Origin of the sequence: Campylobacter sp. CFSAN093229 (genome assembly GCF_011068225.1) — a bacterium.
GTDB classification, from domain to species: Bacteria; Campylobacterota; Campylobacteria; order Campylobacterales; family Campylobacteraceae; genus Campylobacter_D; species Campylobacter_D jejuni.
This window is the reverse complement of record NZ_JAAMXB010000005.1, coordinates 47927-61610: the sequence shown is the minus strand read 5'-3', so window position 1 is coordinate 61610 and position 13684 is coordinate 47927. Positions and strand designations below refer to the sequence as shown.

13 protein-coding genes and 1 pseudogene are annotated in these 13684 nt (G+C 33.0%); 8 read left to right on the top strand and 6 right to left on the bottom strand.

Annotated features, from left to right (window positions below):
- Positions 1-58 precede the first annotated feature (58 nt).
- From FBE93_RS02350 to FBE93_RS02340, 3 genes and pseudogenes are all read left to right on the top strand, one after another.
- Complete coding sequence (locus tag FBE93_RS02350; RefSeq protein WP_165434143.1) at positions 59-2218, top strand: polyribonucleotide nucleotidyltransferase; 2160 nt, start codon at positions 59-61, stop codon at positions 2216-2218.
- Complete coding sequence (locus FBE93_RS02345) at positions 2215-2697, top strand: DNA-deoxyinosine glycosylase (protein ID WP_002876781.1); 483 nt, start codon at positions 2215-2217, stop codon at positions 2695-2697. The genes FBE93_RS02350 and FBE93_RS02345 overlap by 4 nt, the downstream gene beginning before the upstream one ends.
- A gap of 57 nt (positions 2698-2754) precedes the next feature.
- Positions 2755-2965: pseudogene (locus FBE93_RS02340) on the top strand (4-oxalocrotonate tautomerase family protein).
- Here the strand turns inward: FBE93_RS02340 and FBE93_RS02335 are convergent.
- Positions 2962-3624 carry a DUF4230 domain-containing protein gene (locus FBE93_RS02335; RefSeq protein WP_002866250.1) on the bottom strand — a complete coding sequence of 221 codons (663 nt, stop codon included), beginning with the start codon at positions 3622-3624 and terminating at the stop codon, positions 2962-2964. The pseudogene FBE93_RS02340 and the gene FBE93_RS02335 overlap by 4 nt on opposite strands.
- A 17-nt stretch (positions 3625-3641) precedes the next feature.
- A complete protein-coding gene (locus FBE93_RS02330) occupies positions 3642-4826 on the bottom strand; it encodes an MFS transporter (RefSeq protein WP_002866251.1) in 1185 nt (394 codons plus the stop codon).
- A gap of 53 nt (positions 4827-4879) precedes the next feature.
- On the opposite strand from FBE93_RS02330, the gene FBE93_RS02325 reads away from it, so the two are divergent.
- Together FBE93_RS02325 and FBE93_RS02320 are read left to right on the top strand one after the other, a co-directional pair.
- Positions 4880-5335: a low molecular weight protein-tyrosine-phosphatase gene (locus FBE93_RS02325; protein WP_002933659.1), complete on the top strand. Its 456-nt coding sequence runs from the start codon at positions 4880-4882 to the stop codon at positions 5333-5335.
- A gap of 251 nt (positions 5336-5586) precedes the next feature.
- Positions 5587-6864 (top strand): major outer membrane protein, encoded by a 1278-nt coding sequence (locus FBE93_RS02320; protein WP_165434142.1) that lies wholly within the window; start codon positions 5587-5589, stop codon positions 6862-6864.
- 114 nt (positions 6865-6978) lie between these two features.
- Here FBE93_RS02320 and dnaJ read toward each other — a convergent pair whose 3' ends face one another.
- Positions 6979-8103, bottom strand: a complete 1125-nt coding sequence (gene dnaJ, locus FBE93_RS02315) for a molecular chaperone DnaJ (protein WP_165434141.1) — start codon at positions 8101-8103, stop codon at positions 6979-6981.
- Between the two features lie 154 nt (positions 8104-8257).
- Here dnaJ and FBE93_RS02310 point away from each other — a divergent pair, with 154 nt between their 5' ends.
- From FBE93_RS02310 to recR, 3 genes are read left to right on the top strand one after another with little or no spacing between them, the layout of a single operon-like run.
- Positions 8258-8929, top strand: coding sequence for a response regulator transcription factor (locus FBE93_RS02310; protein WP_002861955.1), 672 nt, complete (start codon positions 8258-8260; stop codon positions 8927-8929).
- Positions 8926-10161 carry an ArsS family sensor histidine kinase gene (locus tag FBE93_RS02305; protein WP_002933646.1) on the top strand — a complete coding sequence of 412 codons (1236 nt, stop codon included), beginning with the start codon at positions 8926-8928 and terminating at the stop codon, positions 10159-10161. Before FBE93_RS02310 ends, FBE93_RS02305 begins: the two co-directional genes overlap by 4 nt.
- Entirely contained in the window at positions 10161-10733 is a 573-nt protein-coding gene (gene recR / locus FBE93_RS02300) for a recombination mediator RecR (protein ID WP_002933640.1), read from the top strand. The genes FBE93_RS02305 and recR overlap by 1 nt, the downstream gene beginning before the upstream one ends.
- Here recR and FBE93_RS02295 read toward each other — a convergent pair.
- From FBE93_RS02295 to FBE93_RS02285, 3 genes are read right to left on the bottom strand one after another with little or no spacing between them, the layout of a single operon-like run.
- Positions 10730-11266 (bottom strand): HyaD/HybD family hydrogenase maturation endopeptidase, encoded by a 537-nt coding sequence (locus FBE93_RS02295; protein WP_002933633.1) that lies wholly within the window; start codon positions 11264-11266, stop codon positions 10730-10732. The two genes, recR and FBE93_RS02295, sit on opposite strands and share 4 nt — an antisense overlap.
- Positions 11263-11955, bottom strand: a complete 693-nt coding sequence (gene cybH, locus FBE93_RS02290; protein WP_002933630.1) for a Ni/Fe-hydrogenase, b-type cytochrome subunit — start codon at positions 11953-11955, stop codon at positions 11263-11265. Before cybH ends, FBE93_RS02295 begins: the two co-directional genes overlap by 4 nt.
- Before the next feature lie 11 nt (positions 11956-11966).
- On the bottom strand, positions 11967-13682 hold the full coding sequence (locus tag FBE93_RS02285) for a nickel-dependent hydrogenase large subunit (RefSeq protein WP_002933628.1): 1716 nt from the start codon (positions 13680-13682) through the stop codon (positions 11967-11969).
- Positions 13683-13684: the final 2 nt, after the last annotated feature.

Here is a 13684-nt window from a genome sequence, read left to right as displayed (position 1 = left end):
TTTGCTAAATATTTTAAAAAATTTTACGAATTTATTATCTGGTAAAAAAGGAAAAATAATGCAATACAGCATAGAAATTAACAAAAATACAGAAATATTTGATATAGACAAAGTCGCCAAACAAGCTGCCGGTGCTGTTTTAATGAGACAAGGCAAAAGCGTTGTTCTAGCTACAGTTGCAAGAGAAGAAAAACAAGTTGAAGAAGATTTTTTACCTCTAACCGTCCAATACATCGAAAAAGCTTATGCCGCAGGAAAAATCCCTGGTGGTTATGTCAAAAGAGAAACCAAACCAAGCGATGCAGAAACCTTAACAGCACGCATTATTGATAGAAGCTTACGCCCTCTTTTTCCAAAAGGCTATGCTTATCCGACTCAAATCGTTGTGATGGTTGTCTCAGCTGATCCTAAAGTAGATTTGCAAGTAATGAGCTTAAATGCCGCAAGCGTGGCACTTTATCTTAGTGATATACCTATGAAAGCTCCAGTATGTGGTGTGCGTATAGGAAAGATAGATGGAAATTTCATACTCAATCCAAACAATGAAGAGCTTCAAAATAGCACCCTAGATCTCTATGTAGCAGGTGTAAAAGATGAGCTTTTGATGATAGAAATGAGAGCCTTGCCTGATCAAAAAGAAAATGAAATCTTTATCGAAGCTCCCTATGCTGATGTTTTAACTCAAACCACTTCACAAAATATGAATGAACTTAGCGAAGATGAAATTTTAGAAGCTCTAAATTTAGCTCAAAAAGCTATATTAAATGGTTCAAATGCTTATGAAGAAGCCTTTAGCAAACACAAAAAAAATTCTCAAATCGAACTAAAAAATGAGATTGAACATCCTGAAATTTTAGCTTTTATAGAAAATAATTTCCAAAAACAAATCAAAGAAGCCATCAACCAAATGGCAAAAAGCGAAAGAGCAAGCGAACTGAATAAAATTGCTAAAGAAATTTTAAATCTTGAAATCGCTAAAGACTGGAGCGAAGAAAGTGTCTTAAATACCTTAGCTAAAGTCAAACGCAAACTTATTCGTGAGCAAATTTTAAATGAAGGTAAAAGAGCTGATGGTAGAAGTTTAAACGAGGTACGTCCTATCAGTATAGAAACCAATATCTTGCCAAACGCTCATGGCTCTTGTCTTTTCACTCGTGGACAAACTCAAGCTCTAGTTGTTGCAACCTTAGGCGGAGAAAACGATGCTCAAATGATAGACTTGCTTACAGAAAAAAATCCTATAAGCGAACGCTTTATGGTAAATTATAATTTTCCAGGTTTTTCAGTAGGCGAAGCAAGTCCTATCAAAGCTCCAGGAAGAAGAGAACTAGGACATGGAAATTTAGCCAAAAGAGCGCTTTATCCAAGCGTGGATGAAAACTATCCTTATGTAATCCGCTTAGTCAGTGAAATTTTAGAAAGCAATGGCTCAAGTTCTATGGCAACGGTTTGTGGCGGATCTTTAGCCTTAAAAGCAGCAGGAGTGCCAAGCTTAAAACTTGTTGCAGGAGTAGCCATGGGGCTTATCTTTGAAGATAACAAGCATGCTGTTTTAACAGATATCATGGGACTTGAAGATCATGATGGGGATATGGATTTTAAAGTAGCTGGTAGCAAAGACGGCATTACTGCTCTTCAAATGGATATAAAACTAGGCGGAATCGATCAAGAAACACTAAAACAAGCTTTATATCAAGCCAAAGAAGGAAGAATTCACATCCTAAATATCATGGAAGAAGCTGCAAAAGAAATCATAGTCAATGAAGAAGTTTTACCTAAACTTGAGCTTTTTAGCGTTGATCCTTCAAAAATCGTTGATATCATAGGACAAGCTGGAAAAACCATCAAAGAAATCATAGAAAAATTTGGCGTTTCTATAGACTTAGATCGCGAAAAAGGTGAAGTAAAAATAGCAGGTAGTCAAAACGAGCAAATCAAAGCCGCAAAAGACTACATCATAAACATCACAAGCTCTCAAAAAGGAACTAAAAAAGGCTCTAAAGACAAAGATATATCAGGCTTTGAACTTGGGCAAGAATTTCAAGGTATTGTTAAAAAAATCGCTCCTTTTGGAGCCTTTGTGGAACTTAAAAATGGTGTTGATGGTTTATTGCATAGCTCAAAAAGCAAGCATCTTAATTTAACTGAAAACCAAAGCTTAAAAGTTAAAATTAGCGAAATTAAAAACGGAAAAATTTCTGTGGATTTGTGTGAGTGAGTAAATTTCTAACTCATCCTTTTGAGCCTTTTTTTGACAAAGATTCTAAAATCTTAATTTTAGGATCTTTTCCTTCAGTAAAATCAAGACAAGATGGCTTTTATTATCAACACTCAAGAAATCGTTTTTGGCCCATACTAGAAACACTTTTTGATGTAAAATTAGAAAATATCACAGAACAACAAGCCTTTTTAAGAAAAAAACATATCGCTCTTTGGGATGTACTTCAAAGTTGCAAGATAAAAAATTCAGATGATAAAACTATAAGTTATGCAAAAGCCAATGATTTAAGCCTGATCCTTTCTCAAGCCAAAATCCAAGCCATTTTTACTACAGGACAAAGCGCTTATAAATTTTTTGTTAAATTCCACCCTCGCTTAGAAGCCATAGCCCTCCCCTCAACTTCTCCCGCAAATTTAAATTTTTCTTTTGAACAGCTTTTACAAAACTATGAAATAATCAAAAAATTTACAAAATAAAAGAATATTTTAATTTTTTAGATTTTAGAATAATTATAAAAATTTAAGGAGTTAAAAATGCCTTTTGTAAATATACACATCACCAAAGAAAACGGAGAACCTACAACAGAACAAAAACAAGAGCTTATCGCCAGGAGTAACGGATTTACTTGCTAAGGTTTTAAACAAAAATAAAAGCTCCACTGTAGTAATTATCGATGAAATCGATACAGATAATTACGGACTAGGTGGAAAAAGCATTACCCAAGCAAGACAAGAAAAAAGCTAGTTTACATCTAGCTTTTGCGTATTATCCTTAAATTCAAATTCCACTCTCTTAGCCCCAAAACCTTTAGCAATAGCTTCTAAAGTATCCTTAGCGCTTTTATGAATTTTGCTTTCCAAATTTTGGATAAGATTTAAAGACAAGTCTTTAACCTCATCTTTAGCTTCTTTTATGAGTTTGTTTTTATCACTTTCGCTAAAACTAATCCCCGTACTATTGATAGAATCAGGCAGTAAAAAAGGTAAAAATTTAGCATTTTTTTCATCATAAAATTTCATATCTATGATGCTGTGTTTATATCTACACTCTGGCATGATGATCTTATAAGTATCGTCCCCTAAAGGCAAAATATCAAAGTTTTTATCTCTTAAATCATACAAAAAAGTGATCTCAAATTCAAAAATCAAAGCAATCTGTCTTTCACTCAAAGACCATCCTAAAAGATTTTTCCAAATTCCATTAAAAGCACTATCTTTTTTAGTGACAATCTCTTTACTAAAAACTTGAAAAACACTTAACTCTCCTATGGATTTAAGCTGCATGATATCGCTAAAGCTTTGCGTGCTTTTTTCTTCTATTTTAGAGCTTTTATATTGCCTAAAAAGTACTATAAATAAAAACACAAGCAAAATCATCACTAAAGCAAATAAAATCATTTCCATTTTAAACCTTTCTAAATTTATAAGCCTTGATTTGAAAAGATATATTTTTTCTCAAACGCTAAAAAAATAAAAGCATTAATGATAAAAATCAAACACACAAAAGCAAAAACAAATTCCACGCTAAAATGCGAAGCCATAAGCCCTCCGCCAAAAGCACCGCAAAAATTTCCCAAAAATTGACAAGTTTGATTAAAACCAAAAATCACACTTAAATTTTTAGCACTCACACTTTTTTTAAGCAAGGCATTCACACAAGGCAAAAGCCCTCCAAGTCCTACACCTATAAACAAACGCACGAAAATAAGCGTATAAACATTACTTGCTACAGCCTGCAAGTAAAAGCAAATTCCACAAAATATCAAAGCTATCAAAATAATCTTACTAGGCCCTATCTTATCAGCAATTTTTCCAAGTTTTGGTGCAAAAAAAAGATTACTAATCCCACTTGCAGCTACCACTATACCCGCCCAAAGAGCCAAATTTCCACCTTGATGAATTTGCTCAACATAAATACTTAAAATCGGCATCACTCCAAAAGTACCAAATTGTATCACAAAAGTAGTGATAAAAAGAACGATGATAAGGGTTTTATTTTCTTTTACTTTTTGAGTATTTTTCTTCGCCTCTTTTTGAATTTTTCTCTCATGGATGAAAAAATAAATCGTCACAAAAGAACAAGCGATCAAAAAAGCCACCACATCAAAAACCGCACTAATGCTAAAAAATTCAGCCACAAAGCCACCAAACAAAGGTCCAAGCAAACTTCCACTTATAGAAGCCGTAGAAAGAGTTCCTAAAGCATAAGCCACTTTTTCTTTAGGTGCTATCACAGCGATAAACACAACAGCAGCAGAAGTAAAACCTGAGATTATCCCTGTTAAACCCCGCACAAAAACCACTTCTAAAGCACTATGAGCAAAGCTAAGCCATAAGGTTAAAACCGACATCCCAAAACTTGCACGAAGAAGCATATTTTTATAACCATACTTTGCACCCAAAAAAGCCCACAAAGGTGAAAAAACAGCCATAAAAAGCGGAGTGATCCCAAAAGCAAGCCCTGAATAAAACGCTATTTCACTCGTATCAACATGTCCTAGTTCTTTGATATAAAAAGGCAAAATCGGAGCGATTTGACTAAGCCCCATACTTGTGGTAAAAACACCAAACCAACACACAAGCAAAGTTCTATTGAAATTTTCCATGGATTTATTGTATGATATTTTTTATAATTTTTAATTAAAACTCAAGGATAAAAATGAAAAAAATACTCTTTATATGCTTAGGCAATATATGCCGTTCGCCTATGGCAGAATTTATCATGAAAGATCTTGTCAAAAAAGCAAATTTAGAAAAAGAATTTTTTATAAGCAGTGCTGGAACTTCAGGAAAACACGATGGAGAAGGTATGCACCATGGCACCAAAAACAAGCTTGCTCAACTTAACATAGAACACAAAAACTTCACAAGCAAAAAACTCACTCAAAAACTTTGTGATGAAAGCGATTTTTTAATCACCATGGATAATTCTAACTTCAAAAATGTTTTAAAAAACTTCACCAACACTCAAAACAAAGTTTTAAAAATCACTGATTTTAGCCCTACTCTAAACTATGATGAAGTGCCCGATCCTTGGTATAGCGGAAATTTTAATGAAACTTATAAAATTTTATCCCTGGCTTGTAAAAATTTACTTGTTTTTTTATCAAAATAATTTAAAGCAACTATATATTACTTCTTGTTTACTTTTTAGACTTATACTTTTAAATGAACCGAAAAACATTCATAAGAAAAACTCCTTAAAATTACACGCCTAGCTTAAATCCCTTTAGCTAGGCTTTTCTTTAGATGTTTTTATCCTTACAGATTTAAAATTTTTACTATTTTAAGTGCTTCTTAAGAAAAAACTCCAAATTTATGTGCTACAATTATGATGTTTTATTAATTTTGACAAGGAGAATTCTCATGAAACTAGTTAAACTTAGTTTAGTTGCAGCTCTTGCTGCAGGTGCTTTTTCAGCAGCTAACGCTACTCCACTTGAAGAAGCGATTAAAGATGTTGATGTATCAGGTGTATTAAGATACAGATACGATACAGGTAATTTTGATAAAAATTTCATTAACAACTCAAATTTAAACAACAGCAAACAAGATCACAAATATAGAGCGCAAGTTAACTTCAGTGCTGCTATAGCTGATAACTTCAAAGCTTTTGTTCAATTTGACTATAATGCTGCTGATGGTGGTTATGGTACTAATGAAATAAAAAATGATCAAAAAGGACTTTTTGTTCGTCAATTATACTTAACTTATACAAATGAAGATGTTGCTACAAGCGTAATCGCTGGTAAACAACAACTAAACACTATCTGGACAGACAATGGTATCGATGGTTTAGTTGGAACAGGTGTTAAAGTAATAAATAATAGCATCGATGGTTTAACTCTAGCTGCTTTTGCTGTAGATAGCTTTATGGCTGCGGAACAAGGTGCGGATTTATTAGGACATAGTAATATATCATCTGATAAACCTAATACAGCTCCTTTTAAATTAGATTCAATTGGAAATCTTTATGGTGGTGCTGCTGTAGGTTCTTATGAATTCTTAGGTGGACAATTCAACCCACAATTATGGTTAGCTTATTGGGATCAAGTAGCATTCTTTTATGCTGTAGATGCAGCTTATAGCACTACCATCTTTGATGGAATCAACTGGACACTTGAAGGTGCTTACTTAGGAAATAGCATTGATAGCGAACTTGATGATAAAACACACACTAATGGTAACTTATTTGCTTTAAGAGGTAGTGTTGAATTAAATGGTTGGGATGCTAGTCTTGGTGGTTTATACTACGGTGATAAAGAAAAAGCTTCTACAGTTGTAATCGAAGATCAAGGCAATATTGGTTCTTTACTTGCAGGTGAGGAAATTTTCTATACTACTGGTTCAAGACTAAATGGCGACACTGGTAGAAATATTTTTGGTTATGTAACTGGTGGATATACTTTCAACGAAACAGTTCGCGTTGGTGCTGACTTCGTATACGGTGGAACAAAAACAGAAACTGCTGGTCATTTAGGTGGTGGTAAAAAACTTGAAGCTGTTGCAAGAGTAGATTACAAATACTCTCCAAAACTTAACTTCTCAGCATTCTATTCTTATGTGAACCTAGATGAAGGTGTAAACACTAAAGAAAGTGCTGATCATAGCACTGTAAGACTTCAAGCTCTTTACAAATTCTAAGAAGTTTTCAAGTCTAACTTCAAGGCGGGGTTTTACTCCGTCTTTTTTTATGCCTGATTTTTAAAACTTAAATTTATATAAAAAATTTTCCCAAGCTAAAAAGCTTTAGGAAAATTAAGACTTAAACCAATTAGCGATTTTTTCAAAAAGCCCTTTTTGCTCTTGATGCATACCATCTTTGATACCAAAACTTTCACTTAGTTTTTCTAAAAGTTCTTTTTGTTCATCGTTTAAAGAAGTTGGGAATTTGATAGAAATTTGAACGATTTGATTTCCTATGCGAGAACTATGAACATCTTTTACCCCTTCTTTTTCAAGAACAAATCTTTGTCCGTCTTTAGCGCCCTTTGGTAAATTTAAAGTCGCCTCACCGCGTATGGTAGGTACTTTTATACTCTCTCCTAAGATAGCTTGAGTAAAAAATACTGGAAATTCTATATATATATCATCATCATCTCTGATAAAAGTATCATCTTCAGCAGCAATGATCTTAACATACATATCCCCTCTAGTGCCATTTTTTGGGATATTTCCTTTAGCATTGACACGAAGTTTCATACCTGTATCTACACCTTCTGGGATATTAAGTTCTACACTATCTTTGCTTTCATTATAACCCAAACCTTTGCAATCGCTACATTTTTCACTAGCTTTTTCTCCACTTCCTTGACAATCAGGGCAAGTTTGTGCAAAAGTAATAAAACCTTGAGAAATTCCAACCTGTCCCCTACCTTGACACTTTGGACAAGTTTGAAGTTTTCCATCTTTAGCCCCTGTTCCATTGCAAGTTTTACAAGAGCATTTATAAGTAAAGTCTATATTTTTCTTACAACCAAAAACCGCTTCTTTAAAACTTAATTTTAAATTAACGATAAAATCTGAAGGGATTTTCTCATCATTTGAACTTTTTCTACGACGTGATGATGAACCAAAGCCTTCTCCAAAAAAACTAGAAAATATATCTCCTAAATCCTCAAAACCACCAAAACCTGAACTACTAGAACCAAATCCACCGCCTTTTAAAGCATCTTTTCCATATCTATCATAAATAGCTCGCTTTTCATCGTTGCTTAAAACTTCATAGGCTTCATTAACAAGCTTAAATTTATCCTCTGCTTCTTTATCGCCTTGGTTTCTATCAGGATGGTATTTTAAAGCCATTTTTCTATAGGCTTTTTTTATGGTTTCTTTATCAGCATTTTGCGTGATTTCAAGAATTTCATAATAACTTATTTCCACATTATTCCTTTAAAAAATTTAAAATTTTGCTAGAATTTTAATCTTAAAAATTCAAAAATCTAATTTTAGCAAAAATAAAATCAATAATTTATCAAATTTTAAATAAAATTATGCAAATATTATAAATCTTAGATAAAATTTAAAGGATACCAAAATGATTAATGTGTTGATGATAGAAGATGATCCTGATTTTGCGCAATTATTATCTGAGTATTTAGCGCAATTTAATATTAAAATCACAAATTTTGAAAATCCTAAAAGTGCCTTAAATGTAGGCGTTCAAGGCTATGATTGTCTAATATTGGATTTAACTTTACCAGGAATTGATGGTCTTGAAGTTTGTAGAGAAATCAGACAAAAAAGCAATATTCCCATTATCATCTCATCAGCTAGAGGCGACTTAAGCGATAAGGTTGTAGGTCTTCAAATTGGTGCCGATGATTACCTACCAAAGCCTTACGATCCAAAAGAAATGTATGCAAGGATTATGAGTCTTATTCGTCGCACAAAAAGAGTTGAACACGCAAATAATGAAAATATTAACTCCGCTTTCAAAATCGATGAAAGAAGGCATGAGATCACCTATGAAGATAAGGTTTTAACACTTACTCCTGCTGAGTTTGAAATTTTAGAATATCTTATCCAGCAGCACGGATATAGCGTTTCAAGAGAACAGCTTGTAAGTCGCTGTAAAAATCTAAAAGATAAAGATTCTAAAAGTCTCGATGTTATCATCGGTCGCTTAAGAGTAAAAATAGGAGATAGTTCAAAATCTCCAAAACATATTTTTTCTGTTAGAGGTATAGGATATAAACTAATAGGATGACAAAAAATTATTCTATTTATACCAAGCTAATTATTTTATTTGTTGTTACTTTTTTCTTGGTTTGTGTGCTTTTTATCGTTCTTTTGAAAATAGAAGGAAGTGCTTACAACGAAGAAGAAAGTTTAAAACAAGAAAATCTTATAAAAAATTTACTCATCTCCTATGAAAACACTTCAGGCACTAAAATAGGTTCCTATCTTGAAAATAGCGGTTTTAATACTATACAAAATCCCTATCTTGTAAAAAGCATAAGAAATAATGGACAATCGCTTTTTAAAGCAAATGGAGAATTTTGCACCCTTTCTTCTTTAAAATATCATAGCAATCTTTATTTTGATGTTCAATGTAAAGATTTTGATGGCTTGTATGAAGAAAATACTAGTGATAGAGTTTATAATCTTTTATTAATAGGATTTTTTTCTTTTTCTTTGATGGTTGTTTTTATGTATTTTTCGGTATTAAAATCTTTAGAACCTTTAAAAAAATTAAGAAGGCAAGTTGCTAAAGTTGCAAATGGGGAGCAACCTGATTTTTTAGACTATCAAGAAGATGAAGTAGGTAAAATCGCCTTTGAATTTCAAAAAGCTTTCAAAAAAAATCAAGAATTAATCCAATCAAGACAACTGTTCCTAAGAACAATTATGCATGAGTTAAAAACCCCTATAGGAAAAGGGAGAATCATTTCTGAAATGATCAAAGAAGACAGACAAAAAGAAAGACTTATCGCTATATTTTTACGCATGGATTCTTTGATCAATGAATTTGCCAAAATCGAAAATTTATTTTCAAAAAACTACAACTTACACTTTAAACCTAGTCGTTTTAGCACTATACTTGAGGAAGCTAAAGAACACCTTATGAGAGATGATTTTAATAAAGTTGTAAAAGTCGATATAAGATATGATGCTTTAATCAATGTTGATATGGAAATTTTCTCTGTAATTTTAAAAAATCTTATCGATAATGCCTTAAAATACTCAAACAATGGCACTTGTGAGCTTTTTTGTTGTAAAGAATGTTTTACCATTAAAAATCCAGGCAAACCTTTAGCAGAGCCTATAGAACATTATCTTGAAGCTTTCACAAGAGAAAAACACAATCAGGTCAAAGGTATGGGGCTAGGACTTTATATAGTTTCAGAAGTATGCAAACTGCATAATTTTGATTTGATTTATTTTTATGATGATGGAAAGCATTGCTTTAAAATTTTCTTTGGAGATAAAGAAAAATAATGGCAAAAGGCCTAGAAAAATTCAACGAACTTGTTGAAAGTTTCGCGAATTTACCTACCATAGGAAAAAAAACCGCCATAAGGCTTGCTTATCACCTTTGCATAAATAATCAAATCGATGGTATAAAACTCGCACACAATATAGAAAATGCTATCCGCTTTATAAAACCTTGTGAGCAATGCGGTGCTTTAAGCGAAAATGAGCTTTGTGAAATTTGTAGCGATGAAGAAAGAAATAAAAACATCTTATGTATAGTTGAAAGTCCAAAAGATATACTAACACTCGAAGAGAGTCAAAGCTACAATGGGTTATATTTTGTTTTAGATGACTTAAGTGAAGAAAAACTTGAAAAACTAAAGCAAATCATACTTAAACTAAATACCTCTGAACTCATTTTTGCGTTGACACATAGCATTAATTCTGATGCAACTATTTTTTTTATAGAAGATAAATTTAAAGGCTTAAACCTAACTTTTAGTAAAATCGCTCAAGGAATTCCAAGTGGTGTAAATTTAGAAAATGTGGATTTAATCTCTTTAAATAAAGCTATGAATTTTAGAACAAAAATTTAGTAATTTTTATAAGAAATATCAGCTAATTCTTGCAAAGAAAAATCCGCAATCTTTTCATAAGTAAAACCTTCCTTGCTTAAAAAATCAAGAAAAGTTTTTTCCATGATTTTAGCCCCTTGTATAAGCTCATCTGAGATCTTAAAACTCATTGCTTCAATACGCTTTGGCACACAAGCTAAGATGTGCGTTTTAGGCAAATCTCCTGCAAGTTCCATGTACTGTAAGGTTTGAAGCATTTCTATTTCATGGGCACTTCCACTCCAGCTAATTTTATTAGGCATGGCATCATAAGGAAAGAAAAACACATCTCCTATACTCGCATCTTGTGCTTCTATGCAGTCTAAAACAATAAGTCTATCGTATCGAGCGATGATGTAGCTAAGTTGCAAAGCCAAAGTTCCACCATCAACAAAATCTAAAGTAAATTCAGGATGAGTGAATTTGTAGTTTTTTTCAAGTTGCTTACAAAGATGAACGCCTAAGCCTTCATCTGCAAACATGATATTGCCTATTCCAAGGACTAAGAATTTCAATGCTTTTCTTCTTTTACATATTTATATCCGCTAATAATAGCATCCATAGCACCATCTTTACCTTTTACTGCGTTAAAAATCGCCATGTAAATATGTACTGGTATAAAAATCATAATCACCCACATCAAAATTCTATGATAAGTTCTTACATCAGCCAAGCCGCCCATTGCAGCTTCAAGCGGTCTTAAAATATGATATAAAAGCCCACCTAAGCCCTCATGATAAGTATGAGTATAAAGAATAAGCCCTGTAAGAATGATACCTAACATCACAAGATAAAAGAAAAAATAAGTTACAAATTGCAAAGGATTATAAACCCCTTTTAAATGCGGGTGTTTTCCTAAGAAAATGTAAAATTTTACTTGTTCTATCCATAATTTGATATTAAAAATATCCCATACACTTCTGCGTTCTTTTGCACTTACCTTATCGCAGAAAAACAAATATACCTTAAAAATAATACAAGCAATTAAAATAAAACCCACCGCTTGATGTACTAAACGATATTTTGCTTGTATAAAATTTACGGGTTCACCGTTACTAATAGGACTTTGAAACACATAAGAAAGATAATACCCTGTGCCAATAAGAATCACTATAGCAATAGCTCTTACCCAGTGCGTTAAACGCAAACCTATGCTAAATTCATATTCAGCTTTTCTTTGCAATTTTTCTTCTTTGTTTTGCATGAAAGCCTCCTTTATAAATTGACATTCACTTTATATTCGCTTAGATTATTGCCCTTAGTATCCATTACATGCACCGCACAAGCAATACAAGGATCATAAGAGTGAATTTTCCTAATGATTTCAAGCGGTTGTTTTACATCAGCGATTTTAAGTCCTATCAAACATTGCTCATAACTTCCACCTACACCATTTGCGTCTTTTGGACTTGCATTCCAAGTAGAAGGCACCACAGCTTGCCAGTTTTCAATGACGCCATTTTTAATTCTACACCAATGACTTAATGTTCCGCGTGGCACATGCCCCATATAGCGTCCTTTGTATTCTTTAGAATTATCGATCACATAAGGAGCACAAGTACTCTGGTCTACTTTTAAATTTTCAACTAAATTATTAAACGCTTTTAAAGCATTATTTGCAACGATTTTTGCTTCAATACAACGAGCAGCTGTTCTTCCAAGTGTGCTAAATACAGCATTTAAAGGAAGTCCTGTTTCTTTTAAGAACTCATCTACCACAGGAACAACATTTTGATTACCTTTAGCATAATTTACAACGATATTTGCTAAAGGTCCTACTTGCATAGGATTTCCTTCATAGCGTGGAGCTTTAATCCAGCTATATTTACCCTTAGTATCAAACACTTTAGAATGGACATTATTTCCATGATGATCTACGCTTTCTCCATCTACAAGTCCTGTATAATTTGGATTTGTTTTGCCATCATAAGGATGTAAAGGTTCATTGTCTGCATACCAAGAATGAGTTGCCTCTTCAGTAATCTTATCTTCTTCTACTTCATAAACCTTGCTTAAATCTCCATTTTTGATAATACCACTTTCAAAAAGCCATTCATCTCTTCCGATTTGGAATTCTTTAAAGGTATAAAGATTATTTACCCCTATATCATTTAAAACACTTGCTTCATGTGCATAAGCTTTTCCTGCCATCACAAGATCAGGATAATACGCACGATTGACAAAGTCTTGCACTTCTTGGAATTTAACCATATATTCACCCATTCTTGCAGGATCAAGTAAATCCATAACGCAAGTTACACCACCAACGGTTAAGCTTTGTGGATGTGGGTTTTTAGCTCCAAAAATCGCCATACATTGAGCAATGATTCTTTGAATTCTTAAACATTCTAGATAGTGAGAAAGAACGATTAAATTTTGCTCAGGAGTTAAACGATAAGTTGGATGACCATAGTACGCATTAGCAAAAGGTCCTAAATTTCCTTTATCTACAAAAGTTTTAAGTCTTTGTTGCACTTCAAGAAGTTTATCCGCACCTGTTGCATAAGGATTTAAAGTGTATTTAAAAGCTTCATCGCTTGCTTTTTTAACATCAGCACTTAAAGCACTTACCACATCAGCCCAATCAAGCCCATGAAGTTGATAAAAATGCACAATATGATCGTGTAAAAATAAAGCTGCATTCATTAAAGTTCTTGTTAAAAGTGCATTTAAAGGCGGAGTAATACCTAAAGCATTTTCAACAGCAACTATACCTGCTTTATAATGTGAAAAAGTACAAACTCCACAAATTCTTTGCGTCATAAAACCCGCATCTCTTGGATCACGCCCTTTTACTATGGTTTCAATACCACGCCACAAAGTAGAGCCCGCATAAGCTTCTTTTACCACATTGTTATCATCAACAACAACTTCAACTCTTAAATGCCCTTCAATTCTTGTAATAGGATCTACGATTATTTTTTGACTCATTT